At 44.4% G+C, this 20,659-nt stretch carries 24 protein-coding genes; 3 read left to right on the plus strand and 21 right to left on the minus strand.

Annotated elements, in window-relative coordinates:
* Nucleotides 1–173 precede the first annotated feature (173 nt).
* A complete protein-coding gene (locus MHH76_RS21565; protein WP_020453636.1) occupies nt 174–314 on the minus strand; it encodes a hypothetical protein in 141 nt (46 codons plus the stop codon).
* A 159-nt stretch (nt 315–473) separates the two neighbouring features.
* Between MHH76_RS21565 and MHH76_RS21570 the strand changes: the two genes are divergently transcribed.
* Nucleotides 474–950 (plus strand): spore coat protein, encoded by a 477-nt coding sequence (locus tag MHH76_RS21570; RefSeq protein ID WP_023856805.1) that lies wholly within the window; start codon nt 474–476, stop codon nt 948–950.
* Nucleotides 951–992: 42 nt separating this feature from the next.
* On the opposite strand, the gene MHH76_RS21575 is transcribed toward MHH76_RS21570, so the two are convergent.
* Nucleotides 993–1,412 carry a universal stress protein gene (locus tag MHH76_RS21575; RefSeq protein WP_020453638.1) on the minus strand — a complete coding sequence of 140 codons (420 nt, stop codon included), beginning with the start codon at nt 1,410–1,412 and terminating at the stop codon, nt 993–995.
* 17 nt (nt 1,413–1,429) lie between these two features.
* The gene (locus tag MHH76_RS21580) at nt 1,430–2,896 is read right to left on the minus strand and encodes a SulP family inorganic anion transporter (protein ID WP_020453639.1); all 1,467 of its coding nucleotides are present in this window, start codon (nt 2,894–2,896) and stop codon (nt 1,430–1,432) included.
* Nucleotides 2,897–3,110: 214 nt separating this feature from the next.
* Here MHH76_RS21580 and MHH76_RS21585 point away from each other — a divergent pair, with 214 nt between their 5' ends.
* Nucleotides 3,111–4,412, plus strand: coding sequence for an MFS transporter (locus MHH76_RS21585; RefSeq protein WP_023856804.1), 1,302 nt, complete (start codon nt 3,111–3,113; stop codon nt 4,410–4,412).
* Between the two features lie 77 nt (nt 4,413–4,489).
* Here MHH76_RS21585 and rpsR read toward each other — a convergent pair whose 3' ends face one another.
* The 6 genes from rpsR to MHH76_RS21615 all read right to left on the minus strand — a co-directional run bounded on the left by rpsR (nt 4,490) and on the right by MHH76_RS21615 (nt 8,330).
* On the minus strand, nt 4,490–4,729 hold the full coding sequence (gene rpsR, locus MHH76_RS21590; protein WP_003178022.1) for a 30S ribosomal protein S18: 240 nt from the start codon (nt 4,727–4,729) through the stop codon (nt 4,490–4,492).
* Nucleotides 4,730–4,780: 51 nt separating this feature from the next.
* Nucleotides 4,781–5,293 (minus strand): single-stranded DNA-binding protein SsbA, encoded by a 513-nt coding sequence (gene ssbA / locus MHH76_RS21595; protein WP_003178024.1) that lies wholly within the window; start codon nt 5,291–5,293, stop codon nt 4,781–4,783.
* Between the two features lie 46 nt (nt 5,294–5,339).
* Nucleotides 5,340–5,627, minus strand: a complete 288-nt coding sequence (gene rpsF / locus MHH76_RS21600; RefSeq protein WP_020453642.1) for a 30S ribosomal protein S6 — start codon at nt 5,625–5,627, stop codon at nt 5,340–5,342.
* Nucleotides 5,628–5,740: 113 nt separating this feature from the next.
* The gene (gene ychF / locus MHH76_RS21605; protein ID WP_020453643.1) at nt 5,741–6,841 is read right to left on the minus strand and encodes a redox-regulated ATPase YchF; all 1,101 of its coding nucleotides are present in this window, start codon (nt 6,839–6,841) and stop codon (nt 5,741–5,743) included.
* 181 nt (nt 6,842–7,022) lie between these two features.
* A complete protein-coding gene (locus tag MHH76_RS21610) occupies nt 7,023–7,229 on the minus strand; it encodes a DUF951 domain-containing protein (protein WP_011201785.1) in 207 nt (68 codons plus the stop codon).
* Nucleotides 7,230–7,316: 87 nt separating this feature from the next.
* A complete protein-coding gene (locus MHH76_RS21615) occupies nt 7,317–8,330 on the minus strand; it encodes a GerAB/ArcD/ProY family transporter (protein ID WP_023856802.1) in 1,014 nt (337 codons plus the stop codon).
* Between the two features lie 303 nt (nt 8,331–8,633).
* Here MHH76_RS21615 and yyaC point away from each other — a divergent pair, with 303 nt between their 5' ends.
* Complete coding sequence (yyaC, locus tag MHH76_RS21620; RefSeq protein WP_020453645.1) at nt 8,634–9,251, plus strand: spore protease YyaC; 618 nt, start codon at nt 8,634–8,636, stop codon at nt 9,249–9,251.
* A 36-nt stretch (nt 9,252–9,287) separates the two neighbouring features.
* Here yyaC and MHH76_RS21625 read toward each other — a convergent pair whose 3' ends face one another.
* The 12 genes from MHH76_RS21625 to rpmH form a co-directional block, all read right to left on the minus strand.
* Nucleotides 9,288–10,136: a ParB/RepB/Spo0J family partition protein gene (locus MHH76_RS21625; RefSeq protein WP_020453646.1), complete on the minus strand. Its 849-nt coding sequence runs from the start codon at nt 10,134–10,136 to the stop codon at nt 9,288–9,290.
* Entirely contained in the window at nt 10,129–10,890 is a 762-nt protein-coding gene (soj, locus tag MHH76_RS21630; protein WP_020453647.1) for a sporulation initiation inhibitor protein Soj, read from the minus strand. Before soj ends, MHH76_RS21625 begins: the two co-directional genes overlap by 8 nt.
* A gap of 242 nt (nt 10,891–11,132) precedes the next feature.
* Nucleotides 11,133–11,576 (minus strand): carboxymuconolactone decarboxylase family protein, encoded by a 444-nt coding sequence (locus MHH76_RS21635; protein WP_020453648.1) that lies wholly within the window; start codon nt 11,574–11,576, stop codon nt 11,133–11,135.
* A 66-nt stretch (nt 11,577–11,642) separates the two neighbouring features.
* Nucleotides 11,643–12,500 carry an RNA polymerase sigma-70 factor gene (locus MHH76_RS21640; protein ID WP_020453649.1) on the minus strand — a complete coding sequence of 286 codons (858 nt, stop codon included), beginning with the start codon at nt 12,498–12,500 and terminating at the stop codon, nt 11,643–11,645.
* 55 nt (nt 12,501–12,555) lie between these two features.
* The gene (gene noc, locus MHH76_RS21645; RefSeq protein WP_020453650.1) at nt 12,556–13,407 is read right to left on the minus strand and encodes a nucleoid occlusion protein; all 852 of its coding nucleotides are present in this window, start codon (nt 13,405–13,407) and stop codon (nt 12,556–12,558) included.
* A gap of 97 nt (nt 13,408–13,504) precedes the next feature.
* Nucleotides 13,505–14,224, minus strand: a complete 720-nt coding sequence (gene rsmG / locus MHH76_RS21650) for a 16S rRNA (guanine(527)-N(7))-methyltransferase RsmG (RefSeq protein ID WP_020453651.1) — start codon at nt 14,222–14,224, stop codon at nt 13,505–13,507.
* Between the two features lie 13 nt (nt 14,225–14,237).
* Nucleotides 14,238–16,124, minus strand: coding sequence for a tRNA uridine-5-carboxymethylaminomethyl(34) synthesis enzyme MnmG (gene mnmG, locus MHH76_RS21655; RefSeq protein ID WP_020453652.1), 1,887 nt, complete (start codon nt 16,122–16,124; stop codon nt 14,238–14,240).
* 16 nt (nt 16,125–16,140) lie between these two features.
* Nucleotides 16,141–17,520: a tRNA uridine-5-carboxymethylaminomethyl(34) synthesis GTPase MnmE gene (gene mnmE / locus MHH76_RS21660; protein WP_020453653.1), complete on the minus strand. Its 1,380-nt coding sequence runs from the start codon at nt 17,518–17,520 to the stop codon at nt 16,141–16,143.
* A 335-nt stretch (nt 17,521–17,855) separates the two neighbouring features.
* Nucleotides 17,856–18,479, minus strand: coding sequence for an RNA-binding cell elongation regulator Jag/EloR (gene jag / locus MHH76_RS21665; protein ID WP_020453654.1), 624 nt, complete (start codon nt 18,477–18,479; stop codon nt 17,856–17,858).
* Nucleotides 18,476–19,276 (minus strand): YidC family membrane integrase SpoIIIJ, encoded by an 801-nt coding sequence (gene spoIIIJ, locus MHH76_RS21670; RefSeq protein ID WP_095291183.1) that lies wholly within the window; start codon nt 19,274–19,276, stop codon nt 18,476–18,478. The genes jag and spoIIIJ overlap by 4 nt, the downstream gene beginning before the upstream one ends.
* Nucleotides 19,277–19,441: 165 nt before the next feature.
* On the minus strand, nt 19,442–19,801 hold the full coding sequence (gene rnpA, locus MHH76_RS21675) for a ribonuclease P protein component (RefSeq protein WP_020453656.1): 360 nt from the start codon (nt 19,799–19,801) through the stop codon (nt 19,442–19,444).
* An 84-nt stretch (nt 19,802–19,885) separates the two neighbouring features.
* Entirely contained in the window at nt 19,886–20,020 is a 135-nt protein-coding gene (gene rpmH, locus MHH76_RS21680; protein WP_003178075.1) for a 50S ribosomal protein L34, read from the minus strand.
* Between the last annotated feature and the right edge of the window lie 639 nt (nt 20,021–20,659).

Below are 20,659 nucleotides of genomic sequence, written 5' to 3' on the forward strand. Positions count from 1 at the left end.
GCATAGACGACTGCTCTTTTCTAACGCCGAAAATTTCATTTTCAAATAAAGACGATGAGATGAGCAGGTCTCGGCCTTTTCTCATTGTTTCTTTATTCTAACATAAGGTCAAATCGCAAGTAAAACGATCATAAGGCTTGAGAAAACGAGTAAATGTTCCATGTGAAACACTGTCAGTCGAGAAACCCCGACTTCTCTTTATTTTTCTTTCTCGCTTTTCTGATCAACAACAATATAATCAAAATTGCGATCAGAAGCGTCACGCGAAGCCCGCCACTCAAGAATAGAAAAAAGTCCTTCAACACATCCAACACATTGATCACCTCTCATTGTTGTCACTTAGATGCAAAAATCCCGTATTATTTGATTTCCCCTTTCCAAAACGGTCTAAAACGTCCCTCCGATTCTTCTATTAACCTTTTGACGGCAATGGGCATATGCTGACTAAGAAAAAGCAATAAAGGAGAATCTGCATGACAACAAAAACATTGGCTTGGCATGAAACGATGGAGTTGCATGAACTGATCGCGGCCCAGTCTGTCGGATTGGTCAAGATCAAGAAAAGCATGAAAAAAATCAGCGATCCTCAGTTAAGACAGCTTTACAGTGTTTCAGCGAAGGCATTGGAGCAAAATTTAAGGGAGCTTCTTCCCTTTTTGCCAAAAACCCCGGCATTTCATCGGGAGGAAGAACGGGCCGACCTGTATTTTGATGCGGGTGATCTGTTGGTATTGGCGAAAACGACCGTTCGAAACTATGCGATTGCGATCACGGAAACGGCGACGCCTGAACTCAGGAGAGTGTTTGTTAAACAAATCAATGCGGCTATTAAATTGCATGAGCAAATTTTTTATTTTATGTACCAAAAAGGCTTATATCCCGCCTATAATCTCGTTGACCTGCTAAAAGGCGACGCCATGCACGCGCAAAAAGCGATATCGATGAGATAAACAAGCCAGCAAGGATAGGATCCTTACTGGCTCTGTTTTAGGCTATTTTACAATTAAAACCGGACACTTCACTCTTTTCGCTACTTTATGGCTGACACTTCCCAGCACCATTTCCTGCAAAGTGTTCAGCCCCCTGCTTCCGATAATCACGATATCAACATCATGATGGTTGGCGTACGATACTATCGTCGGGCCCGGCTCCCCGTGCTGCATCGTCATTTGATAGGGAACGGCCGATTGTTTTAATTTATTTTCTATCGACAGCAGCCTGCTGCGCCGTTCACGTTCGAGTTCTGCACGGTTTTCGCTATGCAGAACTTCATGTTTTGCTTTCGCATAATCCAATACATAAATAACGTCAACGACCGCCTGCTTTGACATGGAAGCCAAATGAATCGCATGATCGGCCGCTCTTTCAGAATGCTTTGAGCCGTCAGCAGCCAGCAATATATTTCTATACACCCTTCATCACCCGTTTCTTAGTGATTTGACACTGAACGATGAGGCTGATCATAAGTTGCCAGTTTTTCGACCAGCTTCCAGCTGGACTCATTTAAACCAATCAAGTCAACGTCTATTCCCTGATCTTTCATTTTCAAAACGACTTTATCGATAGCCGCCACAGCGGAATCATCCCATATATGGGCCTCTGAAAAATCAAGAATGACCTTTTTCGTTTGCTCATCCGTTTTAAAAGACTTTACGAAATCTTGAACAGATGCAAAGAAAACTTGTCCTTTGATGATGTACTTGATCGCATGTTCTTCTGACGTTTCTTCAATCTTCAATTTAGAAATTTTCGCCACGAAGAAGATCGCGCTCAAAATAACACCGGCGAAAACCCCTTTTGATAAATCGTGGGTCGCCACAACGGTAATAACGGTCACAAGCATGACAATGGAATCCGTTAGCGGCACCTTTCTTAACATGCTGAACGAAGACCAGTCAAACGTACCGATCGATACCATAATCATCACACCGGCTAAGGCCGCCATCGGAATCTGTACGACCCAGTCGCCCAGCACCATGATCAAAAACATTAAGAAAACGCCGGCAACCAAAGTGGACAAGCGGCCTCTTCCTCCTGATTTCACATTGATCACAGACTGGCCGATCATCGCGCATCCCGCCATGCCTCCGAAAAACCCGGCGACAATGTTGGCGATGCCCTGTCCGCGGCTTTCCTTGTTTTTATCGCTTTCCGTATCCGTCATATCATCAACAATAGAAGAGGTTAATAATGACTCAAGCAAGCCGACGATGGAAAGCGCAAATGCTGTTGGAAAAATAATGGCCAACGTCTCAAAATTGAAAGGAATATTGGGGATCATAAAAGCAGGCAATGATTGCTTTATTTCTCCCAAATCACCGACAGTGCGCAAATCAAAATGGCCAAAAATAGCAAATGCAGTCATCGCAATAATAGCAACAAGTGCAGATGGAACGGCTTTTGTAAAGCGGGGAAGAACATAGATAATCAACAACGTAATCCCGACCACAACATACGTCATATTCGAAACTCCAACAAAATGAGGAACCTGCGCCATAAAGATTAAAATGGCGAGCGCATTTACGAAACCTACCATAACCGACCGCGGAATAAATTTCATAAAGCGCGCAATCTTCAGCACCCCAAATATCAATTGGATGATTCCCGTTAAAATCGTAGCAGCAAATAAATAATCAAGCCCGTGATCCCTGACCAAAGATCCCATCAAAAGAGCCATCGCCCCGGTCGCGGCTGATATCATCGCCGGACGGCCGCCCGTAAAGGAAATGACAACAGCAATACAAAAAGATGCGTACAAACCGACCATCGGGTCTACACCCGCAATGATGGAAAACGCTATGGCTTCAGGAATGAGAGCAAGCGCTACGACGATACCCGAAAGGATATCCCCCCGTACATTAGAAAACCATTCGCTATTTAATTGTTTAACATTCAAAGATTCAACACCTCGTTCGTAATCATTTGCTTCTAACTCTCATAGAAGCCATCTGTTTTTAACATGTTTCACTTTAGCAGACCTGTATCAAAATGTCTATATGGTTTTTTTTCCGCGGCCGTTTACTCCCCGCAATCCCGTGGAAATGAACACGAAGAAATTAAGAATGTAATTTTGAAAAGAGTCCAATCTAATCATTAGAGGAGGTTTCAATATGGCGCAAGAGCTGGAAAAACGACCGGGGCATACAAGATGGTATATTTCTTCTTTATTAAGCAGCATGATCATTTTAAATTACTTTGACCGTGTTGCTATTTCAGTCGCGGCTCCTGCGATACAGGATTCCTTTCAATTGACGGCAACCCAATTAGGCATTGTCTTTTCTATCTATACCTATTCATACACGCTGATGCAGATTCCGGTCGGGAGTCTCTTGGACAAGTACGGCGTTGCCTGGGTAACAAGGGTCGGAATGACCGTATGGAGTTTTCTAACCATTATATTGGCTTTTTTACAGGGGAAATTGCTTCTTTATATTGTCAGATTTTTAATCGGGCTGACGAGTGCTTCAGCATTTCCTGCCGCTTCCAAAGCCACGGCCTTATGGTTTCCGCAAAATGAGCGCGGTCTTGCCAATTCCCTGTTCGACTCAGCGGCCAAGTTCGCAAATGTCATCGGTGCGCCTCTCGTTGCCTTTTTAGTCACGACATTTGACTGGCGAGCCGCTTTTTTAACGATTGGAATCATCAATGTACTATTTACCGTATTTTTCTGGATGTACTATGAACAACCCGATCGGCACAAACGAATCTCAAAAGAGGAGCTCCATTACATTCAAAAGCATAATGCCGTATCAGAGGAAGACATCTCGGAACGGACGCTCATTGCTTTAAAAGCAATGCTTGCAAACCGCAAAGCATGGGGGCTGATGATCGGATTCACGGGTTATGGCTATACATTCAACCTGCTCTTAACCTGGCTCCCGACTTTCTTTAAAGAAACATACGGAATGGATATTATGTCATCGGGGCTGTTTACTGCGGTTCCCTGGCTGATATCGACGATTTCCGGAATCGTTGTGGGCGGATGGCTCGTCGATTTTTTAATTCAAAAGGGGCATTCGAATACAAAAGTATACCAGACCATCATCGCAATCGGCATGAGCCTTGGATTTGCCTTTTTGGGAGCTGTCTTCACGCACAACATCACGATCGCGATCATCTGCATTTCCGTCGGCTTAGCCGGAATATCTGCGACTGCGCCCGTTGGCTGGTCGATATCAGCTGATATTGCACCGGCTGGTTCCATCTCTCTGCTTAGCTCAATGGTCAATTTGGCAAATAACTTATTCGGAGGGATTATCGCGGTTTCTTTAACGGGTTATCTGGTCGATGTGACCGGTTCATTTACGCTCAGCTTTCTAGTAGCCGGGTTTGTTTTACTGCTTGGACTCGTGTTCTACCTTGCAGTCCTCGGCGACATCAAACGGATACAGATTGACAAGCAGGAAACCTGAATGCTGCAGGAAACGACCCGGTTTTTGATGAATAAAAAAAGAACAAGACCGTATTGGGTCTTGTTCCTTTTATCGGCTTACTCGCCTGCTACGTATGGAAGTAAAGCCATTTGACGAGCGCGTTTGATTGCAACAGTCAATTTACGTTGGTATTTCGCGCTTGTTCCTGTTACACGGCGTGGTAAGATTTTACCGCGCTCAGAGATAAATTTTCTAAGAAGATCTACATCTTTGTAGTCGATGTGCGTAATGCCGTTAGAAGTGAAATAACACACTTTACGGCGTTTCGCACGACCGCCTCTGCGTCCTCCTGCCATCGTTATTTCCCTCCTTTCTATTCTGGTTTTGTTTTATTCGTCCGTCATCCATTAAAATGGCAAGTCGTCATCAGAGATGTCAATCGGCTTTCCATCGTTTGCGAATGGATCGTCATTGAAGCTGTTGCCTTGATTGCGATTCTGATTGTTTTGACTGCCGCCGAATGGAGCCGGTTCATTCTGTCCGCCGCCAAAGTGTTGGCCTCCCTGGCCTCCGCTGTAACCGCCTGAACCAGAACCGCCGCCTTTAGGCTCCAGAAATTGAACACTTTCAGCTTGAACTTCCGTAACGTATACACGCTGTCCTTGCTGATTTTCATAGCTGCGCGTTTGCAAACGTCCATCTACACCCGCAAGACTTCCCTTTTTAAGGAAATTCGCAACGTTTTCGGCTTGTCTTCTCCAGACAACACAGTTGATGAAATCAGCTTCACGTTCACCCTGCTGATTCGTAAACGTACGATTGACAGCAAGCGTAAAGGTGGCAACAGCTGCACCGCTTGGAGTATAACGAAGCTCTGGGTCCTTTGTCAGTCTGCCGACTAAAACAACTCGGTTAAGCATATTGAGAGACCATCCTTTTGCTTTAGAGTATATAATTCAATTCTGTTTATTCTTCTTCTTTAACCACGATGTGGCGAATGATGTCATCACTGATTTTAGCTAAACGGTCAAATTCTTGAACTGCTTCAGCTCCAGCTTGAACGTTTAAGATTTGGTAGAATCCGTCGCGGAAATCGTTGATTTCGTACGCAAGACGGCGTTTTCCCCAATCTTTTGTTTCAGTGACCTCCGCACCGTTAGTTGTTAAAATGTTGTTAAAACGCTCAACAACAGCCTTTTTAGACTCTTCATCAACGTCTGGGCGGATGATGTACATGATTTCGTACTTTCTCATTTGTATTTGCACCTCCTTTTGGACTAAGCGGCCCATTATATTGGGCAAGGAGCAATAATCCTATTACTCACAATTTTATATTATATCAAAGCTCTTGTCCTATTTCAACCGCGTTATACATTAAAACGGAAATGAATGACATCGCCGTCTTTCACAATGTATTCTTTCCCTTCAAGGCGGACTTTTCCGGCCTCTTTTGCTGAGGCCATGCTTCCCGCCTCCAGCAGATCGTCGTAAGCAACCGTTTCCGCACGGATAAATCCGCGTTCAAAGTCTGTATGGATGATGCCCGCACATTCAGGGGCTTTCATTCCTTTTTTAAATGTCCAGGCTCTGACTTCCTGTTCTCCCGCTGTAAAATAAGTGGCTAGTCCAAGGAGGGAGTAAGACGCTTTAATCAGCTGATCCAGACCGGATTCTTCGATGCCGAGTTCTTCAAGGAACATCGCCTTCTCTTCGCCTTCAAGCTCTGCGATTTCGGACTCAATTTTGGCGCAGACGACGATGACTTCCGCGTTTTCAGCAGCAGCAAATTCCCGGACCTTCTGGACGTACTCGTTTCCTGAAGGATCAGCCACTTCATCCTCGCTGACATTCGCTACATATAAGACAGGTTTTGTCGTCAGCAGATGAAGCTGCTTCAACACCTTTTGCTGCTCTTCCGAGAACTCGACAGAACGGGCCGGCTTTTCCTCTTCAAATGCCTCTTTTAACTTTGTCAAAATCTCAAATTCAAACACGGCTTCTTTGTCTTTTTGCTTGGCCATCTTTCCGACCCGGCCGATCCGCTTCTCAACGGTTTCAAGGTCAGCCAGTATCAGCTCAAGGTTGATCGTCTCGATATCCGAAATCGGGTCTACTTTCCCGGACACGTGCGTGATATTGTCGTCGGCAAAACAGCGGACAACATGGCAGATTGCGTCCACTTGGCGGATGTGGGACAGGAACTTGTTTCCGAGCCCTTCTCCTTTTGATGCTCCTTTTACAATGCCGGCGATATCGGTGAATTCAAATGCGGTAGGGACCGTCTTCTTCGGATTGACGAGTTCTGTCAGCTTTTGCAGACGCTCATCAGGAACCTCTACGATTCCGACGTTTGGATCAATCGTACAAAACGGGTAGTTGGCCGATTCTGCCCCGGCCTGAGTAATTGCATTAAATAAGGTTGATTTCCCAACGTTAGGCAAACCAACAATCCCAGCTGTTAAAGCCATTGTTTCATCTCCTCTATAATGAACATCCATGTGTAGTCGTAAATGTTAAACCTGCAACAATTATAAGGATGATTACAGTAAAAGACAAGCTGACAAAACTTGCTTTTCACTCATACAAACTAGGTGAAAATTCATTTTTCGTTGAGATCGAAAAAAAAAGCATGAGGGGGGTCCGCTAAGATTAAGATTCGGACTCCTCATGCTTAACTAATATCTTTTTCAGCTTTCTTTGAAACTCTTTACGCGGGATCATGACACTGTGTGAACAGCCTTCGCACTTAATCCGGATATCCATTCCCATCCGAATGATCTTCCAGCGGTTCGTCCCGCAAGGATGCGGCTTTTTCATTTCGACCACGTCATTCAGGCCAAATTCTTTATCGGCCAACATCTTTCACCTCTTTGCTTCCTTGTTGTGATCTTATTGTACAAAAAACTACAGCGAAAGAGCAATTCTTCATAACCATAAATATATTTATTTCCATTTACTTAAAATTGGATAAAGTAAAATATTTACCAATAAATACAAATTTAATAACCCGTAAATTGGATATAAAAAAGCGATTAAATTTGAAAAGCCGATTGATGTAAAAGGCACCATGATCGACAGGAGCAGGAGGACGATTACCCATCTCGGCCAGTTCACAAGTGACAGAAAGCGGCTGGACAGCCCGAGAATGCTTGAGATCGTCGTTGTGTAGATCGCGACGCAAAGAACAGCCGTCATAAAAATAAAAATCGGAAAAGGCGCGCCCTCCAAAACCGCGAATAAAGGAATTTCATAATGGGCCAGTTCACCGGCAAGCTCTACAAGGGTCTCATTGTACATGTATGAAATAGCGCCAAACACCAGGCCGCTTAATATGCTGGCAATCTTCGCTTCTCCGACTCCCTTCATCTCTTTGCCGACCGCAGACAATACAGCGACAACAGATAATATGTTCAGCGAAGTGAATGCGATCCCGGCAGGCCAGTTGTATTGATGAGTCAAATTGAGCAGCCACGGCTGATGATGAGCGGTTTGAAAAGAAATCAGCGCATACAACAGCCCAGCCACCAAAATCGGGATTAAGTAGCTGTTAACGGACAATATGCCATTAAGCCCCCAGAAAAACAACAACCCTGTGCATAAACAAAATAAGATGACGCCCGTCCAAAACGGGATATGGAAGATTTGCAGCGTTACCCCGCCTCCTGCAATCATCACAATCGTCGTCGTAAACAAATACAGGATAATCAACACATCGTATACTTTAGCCAGCAGCGGACCGATTAATGTTTCGAGCACAGGCAGAAAATGCTCTGATTTTTGTTCGTAGCTGATCTTCATCACAATATAGGTTGACAGGCTGAACATGATCGTAAACAACAGGATAGCCAGTCCGCTTTCATCACCAAAAAACTGCCATATTTCCTGGCCGGACGCATATCCCGCACCTATTAAGCTTCCTAAAATAAGAAGCATCCACTTCATCCCGGCTCTCCACACGATTTGCTCACCCCAGCAATATAGTTTTTAAGCTTGTTTCTCCGCTCATGACACTATATTGCCGGTCCTCTATAAAAATTCATGAAACTCCTTTCGACTTTTCTCATTCAAATGAATAAATTATATCAATATAATAAAGTAAATTATCATATCTTCTTTTAGTAAAGTATTTTTTTCGGCTGACCAAATCGTTTCATCCAAAGCATAAAAAAAGAGACAGCTGGATATACTGTAAACAACCATTCATACTCGAAAAATACACCAAGGCACTGCTGTTACCATGATGACAAGGATGTGAAGCCTATGAATCGAAAAGGCGGAATTTTTTCTCAAGAACCAATAAATGAATATATTTCTCATTCGGATCCGCTAGCTGTGAAACAAATAGAGAAAGTTCTTTCCGTCTATTTAAAGGAAGCCGAAGACCGGCCCATCGTGATCGTTTGCATCGGTACAGACCGCTCCACCGGAGATTCGCTCGGTCCCCTCGTAGGAATGAAACTCTCCGCAAAACAGCTGACACGTTTTCATGTCTATGGAACACTTGCCGACCCGGTTCACGCCGTAAACTTAAATGAAAAGATTGATCATATTCATCAGCAGCATCAAAATCCATTTATAATCGCGATCGATGCCTGTCTTGGACGAACCAAAAGCGTGGGATCTTTTCAAATCGGCAAAGGACCTTTGAAGCCGGGAGCAGGCGTTCAGAAAAGCTTGCCTGAAGTCGGCCACGTGCATATTAACGGAATTGTCAATGTCAGCGGCTTTATGGAGTATTTTGTCCTGCAAAATACAAGGCTCAACCTTGTCATGAGCATGGCAAATGTGCTTGCTGACGGGTTGTCGCATCTGGAGAAAGCCGGGTGGCAGCGACGCCATGTGTCACCAATTCAAAAAATGACCGGAAGGATGTCATAAAAAAACCATCTGTACATGATCAGATGGTTTTTAAGCTTATGCGTCTTCTTGGGCCAGCAATTCGAGAATACGCTCCAAGTCTTCATTTGAGTAAAATTCGATTTCGATTCTGCCTTTTTTCTTTTGCTTTTTAATGGTCACCGGTGTTCCAAAATAGTTTCGCAAGTACGACTCTCGTTCTTTGATTACTGCATCTTTTACTTGTTTCGGCTTCTTTGTTTCACGTGGAACATCAGCATTCAACTGTTGAATTAACTTTTCAAGCTGGCGAACGTTCAGCTGTTCGGACACGACCTTTTGAACAAGCGGCTCAAGCTTTTTCTTGTTTTTCAATCCAAGCAATGTTCGGCCATGGCCCATCGATAACGTGCCGTTGTCGATTAACTTTTGAACGTCTTCAGGTAGTGTCAGCAGCCGTAAGTGGTTGGCGATGTGAGGCCTGCTTTTTCCAAGCCTTTTTGCCAGCTGTTCCTGGGTCATATCGAGATGTTTGAGCAAAGATTCATAGGCTTTTGCTTCTTCAAGCGGAGACAGGTCTTCTCGTTGAAGATTTTCCAATAGGGCAATCTCCATCATCAGGGATTCCGACAGCTCGCGCACAATCGCAGGAATGGTTTCCAATCCGGCTTTTTCAGCAGCCCGGTAGCGGCGTTCTCCGGCTACAATATCATAGCCTTTAATTGACTTTCTGACGATGATGGGCTGCAAAACACCGTGTTGCAAAATGGACTCCTTCAAATCTTTTAACGATTGGTCATCAAACGTTTTTCTTGGCTGATAAGGGTTGGGCCGCAAGTCTTGCAGCTTAATTTCCTCAACCGTTTCTTCGGATAAATCAACATTTGAAAACAATGCATTAATCCCTTTTCCGAGACCTTTAGGCATTCGCAGCCACTTCCTTTGCTAATTCTAAATAGACTTCCGCTCCTCTGGAACGCGGATCATATAAAATGATCGGCTTTCCATGGCTCGGCGCTTCACTGAGCCGGACATTCCGTGGGATAACGGTTTGGTATACTTTATCGCGGAAGTACTTTTTCACTTCTTCGATGACCTGTATGCCTAAATTCGTTCTTGCATCAAGCATTGTCAGCAATACACCGTCTATCATCAGATCCGTATTTAAATGTTTTTGTACGAGCCGGACAGAGTTGAGCAGCTGGCTCAGCCCTTCCAGCGCATAATATTCGCACTGAACCGGAATCACGACGGAATCGGACGCCGTAAGCGCATTGATTGTAAGCAGCCCTAATGACGGCGGACAGTCAATAATCATGAAATCATAGTTTTGTTTAACAGATTCCAAAGCCCTTTTCAGCCGGACTTCACGGGAAATGGTCGGAACGAGTTCAATTTCCGCCCCCGCAAGCTGAATCGTTGCAGGAATGACATCCAAGTTTTCTACGGATGTTGTTTTGATGACATCTTTTACATCTGCATCATCTACTAATATATCGTACACACATTGATCAACATCAGCCTTTTCAACGCCGATACCGCTTGTTGCGTTTCCTTGCGGGTCTATGTCGACTAACAAAACCCTTTTCCCGATGTAAGCTAAACAAGCTCCCAGGTTAACAGAGGTTGTCGTTTTACCAACGCCACCTTTTTGGTTTGTGATCGCAATAATTTTCCCCACAATGTCACCTACTTTCACATTGAACAAGTTTCTCTCATTTCTCTATTTTAACAAAAAAAGAATCGGCCGTTTGCTTTTTTTGAATTTTTGTTTTTTCAAAGAGATCCGTTTTTTCTATTTTTCGACATAAAGAAACCATTTTTTTATCTCAGAAAAAAGAGAAGAGATATTCAAGTGAAATGAAAGATAGTTTTATTATTATATTAATATAAAAAAATCCCCCTGTCTTAGGGGGATTTCAATCAATCTGCTGCGGGCATTTTCCGGGTAGCGATGGCAATTCTGTTCCAGGCATTTATTGTGATGGCTGCCATGATCAGTTCGGCTGTTTCAGCTTCTGTAAAATGGGTCCTGACTTCGTTGTATACTTCATCCGGCAGCCCGTGCTCGCCGATTCGCGTAACGGCTTCAGTCAGCGCCAATACCGCCCGCTCTTTTTCCGTGAAAAAAGGCGCTTCCCGCCATGCATTGAGCGCATATATCCGCTGTTCCGTCTCACCGTTCTGCCTTGCATCTTTCGTATGCATATTTAAGCAGAAAGCACATCCGTTCAGCTGTGAAGCCCGGATTTTGATCAGTTCCTTTAAAATGGGATCAATGTTTGAGGAAGCCTGCGCTTTTTCAAGCTCCAGCATTCCTCTGTAGCCCTTAGGGTTTACTTTTTCCATTTGAAATCTCGTTTCCATGTCTATTCCTCCTTTAAGTGTTTCACTTATATAACAAGTGAGGAACGACGTTTGTGACAGAAAACGTTATATTTTAATGTTCTTCAGTTTATCGGGGTTTGACACGATAAACACATTTTTGACGGAATCGCCTTCCGGGTTCCAAGCAAAGCAAACAGCGTAAGCCGGGCGGTTGTTTTTCATGATCAAAACGCCCTTTTGGCCATTGATATCGACAGGCATAAAGCGACCGGAAAAGCTTCCCTTTGAAACAACTCCCGTAAAAAAAGCATAAATGCGGCTCTTTCCATAGATCGGTCTCAACGCGCTGCGTACTTTTCCGCCGCCATCTGTATACAATACGGCATCTTCAATCAATGTTTTGGAAAACTCCTCAAAGTCACCGGTTTTCGCTGATTCGATAAAAAGCCGGGCCAGTTGCTGTTCTTCAACCGGCTGTGATAATACCGAAATATCCCCATTTAGCTTCTGTTTCAGCCGGCTGTGGATTTTACGGCAGTTCGCTTCAGACTTCCCGATTATGGACGATATTTCCTTATAGTGATATCCAAATACTTCTCTAAACAACAAAACGGCTCTTTCCACAGGATTTAATCGGCTCATAACTACCAGAAAAGCGTAGGAAACCTTTTCTTTTTCTTCAACGTATTCCGCCGGACTTTGAGCTGAAAGTGCCACCTGCGGTTCCGGAAGCCATTCCCCGATATATACCTCTCGCTTCTTGCGGGCAGACTGCAGTTCATTTATGCAGCGGTTTGTGATAGATTTCGTCAAATATGCTTGAATATGGTCAATTTGACTGATATCTTTTTCCTGAAGGTCTGCGAACAATTCCTGGACGATGTCCTCTGCATCTTGCAAAGAACCGAGCATACGGTAAGCAATTGAAAAAAGCAATGAATGATATTGTCGATAATATTCCATAGATGCTCCCCCATAGATATTTTGCCTAAAAAAATAAAAGCTCTATAGGGAGCTTTTATTTCGGTATCTTGATCGTAAACTGAATATATTCTTCAAATTCCTCTTCTTCCGTATTCAGTTTGACGCCGCTGTCTTCCACCATTGATAAGGACTGGCGAATCGTATTCATCGCGATTCTTGCGTCTCTGCTGTACGCTTTTCTCTTTGGTTTCGGCTTGCGTTTATCCTGCTCAAGCATTTTGACGACACGGTCTTCGGTTTGCTTTACATTTAAATTCTTTTCAATGACTTCATGTAACAGCTTGACCTGAAGGTCGGGCTGTTTCAACGGTATGACCGCTCTTGCGTGGCGCTCTGAAATTTCTTTTTTCAAGATCGCTTCCTGCACCTCTTCCGGAAGCTTCAACAGTCTGAGCTTATTGGCGATTGTTGACTGGCCCTTTCCAAGCCTTTGTGCAAGGGCTTCCTGCGTCAAATCGTGAAGCTCTAAAAGCCTTGCATAAGCATGCGCTTCTTCAATCGAAGATAATTCTTCCCTCTGAAGGTTTTCGATAAGAGCGACGGAAGCGGTCTCCGTATCTGAAAAATCCTTAATAATAGCGGGAACCTTCTCCCAATCGAGCGTTTGAACCGCCCGCCAGCGCCGCTCTCCGGCTATGAGTTCATATTGGCCTTCCCGCTCTGTTTTTCTGACGACAATCGGCTGGATAATGCCGTGTGTATGAATGGTTGCAGCTAATTCTTTAATTTTTTCTTCTGAGAAAATGGTGCGCGGCTGAAAACGGTTAGGAATTATATCGCCTACTGGAATCTCTTGAATTTCTTCTTTATTCGTATCATGTTCAGCAATCTCTGCTTCTTCTTCCTTGTCGCCAAGTCCGAAGAGACGAGAGAATGAATGCTTCATGTACCTACACCACCTTTAAACACTGCCATTTTTATAATTCTATTTTCTCATGAATTTTCCTTCTGTGACATTACGAAATTTGAAGAAAACGAATAATTTAACCTTCTATAGGAGATTTATTAGGTGTTCCAGGCTTTCTTGGAAATTTCTTCGGTGTCTGCGATTGTTTTTTGATGACAATGATGTTTCTGTCGCTTTCTTCAATTGGCAGCTGAAAAGAATGTACGGTTTCAATTTTGCCTCCAAGCATTTTGATGGCTTTTTTGCCCGTTTCAATTTCTTCATCAGCCGAAGCTGCTTTTAATGCTACGAATAAACCGTCTTTTTTCACAAGCGGAAGGCAGAGCTCGCTGAGAACCGAAAGGCGGGCGACAGCGCGTGCCGTCACGACGTCATAGCTTTCCCTGTGGTCTTTCGATCTTCCGAATGTTTCCGCACGATCATGGTAAAAAGCTGTGTTTTCCAGCTTCAAAGCATCTGACAGCTGATTCAAAAAGTGAATCCGTTTGTTCAGCGAGTCAACGATTGTGACGTGAAGGTGAGGAAAACAGATTTTTATCGGAAGGCTTGGAAATCCGGCGCCCGCTCCAACATCACAGAGACTGTTCATCTTTTTGAAATCAACATAAAAAGAAGCGGCAATGGAGTCGTAAAAATGTTTTAAATACACTTCTTTTTTCTCGGTAATCGAGGTTAAATTCATTTTTTCGTTCCATTCAACAAGCCATTCGTAATAGGTCTCAAATTGCTCCAGCTGGAAGGAAGAGAGGGAGATGCCTTTCTCCTCCAAACCGGCTGTAAATTGCTCAATGTTCATGCCGTCACCCTTTCTATTCCGCAACCTTGGCAATCCGTCCCTGCTCTAAGTAAACGAGCAGAATGGAAATATCAGCAGGATTGACGCCGGAAATCCGTGAGGCCTGTGCGACCGACAGCGGTCTGACCTCTTTCAATTTTTGGCGCGCTTCCGTTGCAATGCCTTTGATCGCGTCATAGTCGATTCTGTCAGGAATCTTTTTGTTTTCCATTTTCTTTAGTTTTTCGACCTGCTGCAAGGACTTTTCAATATATCCTTCATATTTAATTTGAATTTCAACTTGTTCAGCAACGTCGCCGGCGACTTTTTGTTCAGGCGGCGCAAGAGCAGTAACGGTTTCATAATTCATTTCCGGCCGCTTCATCAGGTCGGTCGCGCGTATGCCGTCTTTGAGCTCACTGCCGCCCAATGAACGGATATATTCCTGATTTTCCTTTGTCGGTTTGATAATAACAGAATGAAGGCGTTTTTTCTCTGCTTCAATGGCCGCTTTTTTCTCTTGGAACTTTTGATATCGTTCTTCAGAAATCAAACCGATCTGATAGCCGATCTCGGTCAGGCGCAAGTCTGCATTGTCGTGACGCAGAAGGAGCCTGTACTCCGCACGTGAAGTCAGCAGGCGGTACGGTTCGTTTGTTCCTTTCGTTACAAGGTCGTCGATCAATACGCCGATATAAGCGTCAGAACGGCTGAGAATGACCTCTTCTTTGCCAAGCGCTTTCCGGCCCGCATTGATGCCGGCCATAATTCCCTGTCCGGCCGCTTCTTCATAGCCTGATGTTCCGTTAATCTGTCCGGCTGTGAAGAGTCCCGGAATTTTTTTCGTTTCCAGTGTCGGCCACAGCTGTGTCGGTACGATCGCATCATATTCAATCGCGTATCCTGCCCGCATCATTTGCACATTTTCAAGACCGGGAATAGTTGAAAGCATTTTTCGCTGCACATCTTCAGGAAGGCTTGTCGACAATCCCTGGACATAGACTTCCTGGGTGTTGCGCCCTTCAGGTTCAAGAAAGATCTGGTGTCTCGGTTTGTCGTTAAAGCGGACAACCTTGTCTTCAATTGAAGGACAATATCTTGGCCCCGTTCCTTTAATCATACCGGAATACATCGGTGAGCGATGCAGATTGTTGTCAATGATTTCATGCGTTTCCGGGCTTGTATATGTGAGCCAGCACGGAAGCTGATCTGTAATATATTCCACTGTCTCATACGAAAAGGCCCGCGGCACTTCATCGCCGGGCTGAATTTCCGTTTTGCTGTAGTCAATTGAGTGGCTGTTGACCCGCGGCGGCGTCCCTGTTTTAAAACGGACGAGATCAAAGCCGAGCTCATCAAGATGCTCAGACAGCTTGATGGACGGCTGCTGATTGTTCGGCCCGCTGGAGTATGACAGATCGCCAAGAATAATTTTTCCTCTCAAAAATGTCCCCGTCGTCAGAACCACAGTCTTAGAACGGTACTCCGCCCCTGTTTGGGTTACAACGCCCCGGCATTCCCCGTCTTCAATAAGAAGGCGTTCGACCATTCCTTGCAGCATGGTCAAATTCGGTTCATTCTCAAGTGTCTTTTTCATCTCGTGCTGATATTGGAATTTGTCAGCCTGAGCCCGCAGCGCCCGGACGGCAGGTCCTTTTCCAGTATTTAAAAGCCTCATTTGGATATGAGTTTTATCGATATTTTTAGCCATTTCCCCGCCGAGCGCATCGATTTCGCGGACGACGATTCCTTTTGCAGGTCCGCCGACAGACGGGTTACATGGCATGAAAGCAACCATATCAAGGTTAATCGTTAAGACAAGCGTTTTTGCGCCTTGTCTGGCTGACGCCAGCGCCGCTTCAACACCGGCGTGTCCGGCGCCGACGACAACGACGTCATATTGGCCTGCTTCATAGCCCATATGCTTTGTTCCTCCTTTATTTTCCTAAGCAAAATTGAGAGAAGAGCTGGTCGATCAGGCTTTCGTGTACAGCATCGCCAATGATCTCTCCGAGAACTTCCCAGCATCTTGTTAAATCAATTTGAACCATATCGATCGGGACATCGTTTTCGATGCCCTCCAATGCGTCAGTAATGGCGCGCTTCGCCTCATGCAGCAGTGAGATGTGCCTTGTATTGCTGACATATGTCAAGTCGCCGCTCTCGATCGTTCCTGTGAAAAATAGCGATTGAATGGCTTCCTCCAGCTCATCAATCCCTTCCTCTTTCAATAAGGATGTCGTGACGACAGGCTGGTTCCCCGCCAATTCCCGAACGCGATCAAGATCAAGTCTTTGCTCAAGATCGGTCTTATTGACGATGACGATGATGTCCATGCCCTTCGTTGCTTCAAAGAGCTTGATGTCTTCTTCCGAAAGGGTCTCACTGTAATTGAGGACAAGCAAAATCAAGTCAGCTTCTTTTAATACCTGTCTTGAACGTTCAACGCCGATTCGCTCGACGATGTCTTCGGTCTCGCGGATCCCGGCTGTATCGACAAGACGCAGCGGCACGCCTCTGACATTCACATATTCTTCAATGACATCCCGCGTCGTACCCGGAATGTCCGTTACAATCGCTTTTGTCTCATGGACGAGACTGTTTAAAAGCGAGGACTTGCCGACATTTGGCCGCCCGATGATAACCGTCGAGATGCCTTCTCTTAATATTTTACCCTGCTCTGAAGTCGTCAGCAGCGCCTCGATTTCCTTTTTGACCTTTGTCGCCTTTTCAATCAGCATCTTATGGGTCATTTCTTCGACATCATCGTATTCCGGATAGTCTATATTCACTTCAACATGGGCCAACGTTTCAAGAATCTCGGCTCTCAACCGTTTGATCAGTGAAGACAGCCTTCCTTCCATCTGATTCATGGCCACATTCATAGCGCGGTCTGTTTTGGCCCTGATGAGATCCATGACAGCTTCAGCCTGGGAAAGATCGATTCTTCCGTTCAAAAAGGCTCTTTTCGTAAATTCCCCCGGTTCCGCAAGGCGCGCTCCCTCTCTCAAAACGAGCTGAAGCACCTGGTTGACGGTTACAATTCCGCCGTGGCAGTTGATTTCTACAATATCTTCCCGCGTAAAAGTTTTCGGCGCTTTCAGTACTGAAACCATGACTTCTTCCACGACTTTTTCCGTTTCAGGATCAACGATATGACCGTAGTTAATCGTATGTGAATCGACGGAACTCAGCCTTTTCCCGCGAGGTCCTTTATATACTTTATCGGCGATCGCAAGAGCCTCAGGGCCGCTCATCCGGACGATCGCAATCGCCCCTTCTCCCATCGGCGTTGAAATCGCAGCGATGGTATCCATGGCTTTCACCTCTCTTTTTCATTCCTCTATCTATTATCCCCATTTGTCCGGGTCATCTTCCAAACATCGTATATGGATGAAAAACTTTTATTGTAATCAAAATTTAAAGATATCATAGTTTCAATTGAAGTGGAAGTGACTTGAACCGTTATCCACAACCGTTCTAAGCCATCATTACTTACTTTAACTTATCCACATGTGAATAACAATTAAATTTCATTTTCATCAACAGCTTACACCGAAAAAACTAAAGCTTAAACCGATTTGGTCTGCATTTATCGATTTTGCAACGGCAAAAAACCGAAGCCCCAATTTTGGGAACTTCGGTTTTCATGTTATTTTTTATATGAGATGACAAGGTGCCGGTTATGGTCTTCTCCGGTAGAATAAGTTTCGATATGCTGCGAGTAGCCCGCAAGCGTATCATGGATGACTTTGCGCTCACTGGAAGGCATCGGCTCCAGATGAATGTCTTTTTTCTGCCTGGCCGCCTGGTCAGCAAGCTTCAATGCAAGCTGAGCGAGTGTTTCCTTCCGCTTTGCGCGGTATCCCTCGGCGTCAACCACCGCTTGGATATATCTGTCGGAATGACGATTGAGCACGAGCTGCGTCAGCGTTTCAAGGGCATTTAAAGTTTGTCCTCTTTTTCCAATTAAAAGGGCTGTTTTATCGCCTTTTAACTGAAAAATCACTCGTTTTGACTCCTCTTCTGCCGTTACCTGGGCTTGTATTCCCATATTCGAAATCACATTTTCCAAATACTGTTTTGCTTCTTTAACCGGGTCTATTTTTTCCCGAATGTTCACGACTGCAGACCGATGACCGAAAATGCCGAATAATCCCTTTTTTCCTTCATCAACTACGTCGACTTCGACATCATCTGCATGAAGGCCCAGCTGTTCAAGCCCGGATTGCACTGCTTCATCGACGGTACGTCCAGTAGCAGTCAGTTCCTTCACTTTTTCTTACCTCCGGATTTTTTTCCTCCGGCTGCCGCTTCCTGCCTCTCTGCCTTTAAATCAGGCCCTTTGATAAAGAAGGTTTGAGCAATCATGAATAAGTTACCGACTACCCAGTACAGGGAAAGAGCCGCCGGGAAACTGACCGCAAATACAACGATCATGATCGGCATCAGCCAAAGCATCATCGCCATCTGCGGATTTTGTTGCGCTGTTCCCGCCATCATCAGCTTTTGCTGAATGAATGTGAACACACCGGCGAGAATCGGCAAAATGAAATACGGATCACGCTCCCCAAGGTCAAACCATAAAAAGCTGTGTTCTGCGATTTCCCGCGTTCTCATAATGGCATGATAGAATCCGATTAAAATCGGCATTTGAATTAAGATCGGGAAACATCCGGCAAGCGGGTTAACCCCGTGCTTCTGCATGAGAGCCATCGTTTCCTGTTGAAGCTTCTGCTGCGTTTTTTGATCTTTAGAACTGTATTTTTCGCGAAGTTTTTGCATTTCAGGCTGGAGAGCCTGCATCGCTTTCGAACTCTTCGTCTGCTTGATCATCAGCGGCAAAATTAAAAGTCTGATTAAGATCGTGACGATGATAATCGCGAGTCCGAAGTTTTCATTCGTTAAATTTGCTACATACGTGATCAGCTGTGACAGCGGGTATACGATATACGTGTTCCAAAACCCTTCGCTTTCTGCAGTGATCGGCTGGTTGATTTCCGTACATCCAGCTAACAGCACGATAACGCCGATCATACTGAACAATAATAAAATTCGCCTCTTCAACAATATTTCCTCCTAAATCTTCATTCTTCAACCGGTGTTATTCGGTTATGACCATTAAAAAGACATACTTTCTCGTATTTTATCATCTTTCTCCCCGAATGGGCGACGACATTTTTCAGGAGCTAAAGGAAGCGCTTAAAAATGAGGGCCATAACATCTTTTTAACCCGGACTATGATGGCTGATTCGGTTTTTTCCGGTAGACAAACGACTTTCTGAAAAGGTGCTGCAAACTTTTTTTCGTCTCTTCATATGACAATTCAGCTGCAGGCTTTCTTGCGATGATAATGTAGTCATTTTCTTGTTTTAATAGATCCCGCTCTTCCTGGATGACCTGGCGAATCAGCCGCTTTACCCGGTTGCGCACGACTGCGTTTCCGATTTTCTTGCTGACCGACAGTCCCACCCGAAACTCTTTCGCCTCAGGCTGGTGAAGCACATATAAAACATATTGCCGGTTTGCCATCGATTTGCCTTTTTTAAATACTTTTTGAAAATCTTCATTTTTCTTTAATCGATTTCGCTTTTTCATATCTTCTTTCACTCCGATAACAAGCTGGCAAATGGGCCTGGTCATTCCTCTATGTAAAAAAGACCACTGACATTATTCAGTGGCCTAAGCTGATAATACTTTTCTTCCTTTGCGGCGACGACGTGCTAATACAAGACGTCCATTTTTAGAACTCATACGGCTGCGAAAGCCATGAACTTTGCTGCGCTTACGGTTATTTGGTTGAAATGTTCTTTTCATGTATGACACCTCCCTCGAGGAATAGCTGTTAAAGACAGTCTAATTTATTATATTGGGATGAGCAGTTCATTGTCAACTTCGCTCACACATTTCTTTTTTGCACCATAATAGGATAACACATATCAATTTTCTTCGAAAGCCTAATTTCATTTTTCCTCAATTTTAGCTTAAAAGATTTTTTTGGAAGCGGGAAAATGGAATGAGCGCAGCGAAAAAAAGCCAATGTGGATATCTTTCGCCTCGTTTTTTCTATCCACAATCATTATCGACAACATTTTCACAAAACTAACTGCTGTGGACAATATTTCTTCAACAGTTTGTATAGTGTGTGGATAAGTTCCTCGCAACCATTGCAACCACTCGCTTATTCTGATATTATATTTGTGTTTTAACTCTTGATAACAAATTGGCTGCCAATCCATTATCCACAAACTGTGGATAAGTTGTGGAAAGTTTTTTCACAGGGTGTGCAGTAATTTGTCCACATCTTGTGAAGAATGTCGAAAAGACGTTTTTCTACTATATTATATGTTTTCAACATTTCATTAACGAATGGACTCATCCATTTGCTCTTTTTTTGTGTTCTATAACAGGTTGGACAAGCAAATATTGCTGGTAAAGGAGGGACGAACCGCCATT

This window comes from Bacillus sp. FSL L8-0193 (assembly GCF_037976065.1).
Classification (GTDB): Bacteria; Bacillota; Bacilli; order Bacillales; family Bacillaceae; genus Bacillus; species Bacillus paralicheniformis.

What these genes read in the sequence shown, in the direction of transcription:
- mnmG (WP_020453652.1), bottom strand. Translation starts at nt 16,124, where the DNA reads ATGGGCTATGAAGCAGGCCAATATGACGTCGTTGTCGTCGGCGCCGGA.
- rnpA (WP_020453656.1), bottom strand. Translation starts at nt 19,801, where the DNA reads ATGAAAAAGCGAAATCGATTAAAGAAAAATGAAGATTTTCAAAAAGTA.
- MHH76_RS21640 (WP_020453649.1), bottom strand. Translation starts at nt 12,500, where the DNA reads ATGGAATATTATCGACAATATCATTCATTGCTTTTTTCAATTGCTTAC.
- mnmE (WP_020453653.1), bottom strand. Translation starts at nt 17,520, where the DNA reads ATGGATACCATCGCTGCGATTTCAACGCCGATGGGAGAAGGGGCGATT.
- MHH76_RS21625 (WP_020453646.1), bottom strand. Translation starts at nt 10,136, where the DNA reads ATGCCTAAAGGTCTCGGAAAAGGGATTAATGCATTGTTTTCAAATGTT.
- rpsR (WP_003178022.1), bottom strand. Translation starts at nt 4,729, where the DNA reads ATGGCAGGAGGACGCAGAGGCGGTCGTGCGAAACGCCGTAAAGTGTGT.
- yyaC (WP_020453645.1), top strand. Translation starts at nt 8,634, where the DNA reads ATGAATCGAAAAGGCGGAATTTTTTCTCAAGAACCAATAAATGAATAT.
- ssbA (WP_003178024.1), bottom strand. Translation starts at nt 5,293, where the DNA reads ATGCTTAACCGAGTTGTTTTAGTCGGCAGACTGACAAAGGACCCAGAG.
- rsmG (WP_020453651.1), bottom strand. Translation starts at nt 14,224, where the DNA reads ATGAACATTGAGCAATTTACAGCCGGTTTGGAGGAGAAAGGCATCTCC.
- noc (WP_020453650.1), bottom strand. Translation starts at nt 13,407, where the DNA reads ATGAAGCATTCATTCTCTCGTCTCTTCGGACTTGGCGACAAGGAAGAA.
- rpmH (WP_003178075.1), bottom strand. Translation starts at nt 20,020, where the DNA reads ATGAAAAGAACATTTCAACCAAATAACCGTAAGCGCAGCAAAGTTCAT.
- rpsF (WP_020453642.1), bottom strand. Translation starts at nt 5,627, where the DNA reads ATGAGAAAGTACGAAATCATGTACATCATCCGCCCAGACGTTGATGAA.
- MHH76_RS21585 (WP_023856804.1), top strand. Translation starts at nt 3,111, where the DNA reads ATGGCGCAAGAGCTGGAAAAACGACCGGGGCATACAAGATGGTATATT.
- MHH76_RS21635 (WP_020453648.1), bottom strand. Translation starts at nt 11,576, where the DNA reads ATGGAAACGAGATTTCAAATGGAAAAAGTAAACCCTAAGGGCTACAGA.
- MHH76_RS21570 (WP_023856805.1), top strand. Translation starts at nt 474, where the DNA reads ATGACAACAAAAACATTGGCTTGGCATGAAACGATGGAGTTGCATGAA.
- ychF (WP_020453643.1), bottom strand. Translation starts at nt 6,841, where the DNA reads ATGGCTTTAACAGCTGGGATTGTTGGTTTGCCTAACGTTGGGAAATCA.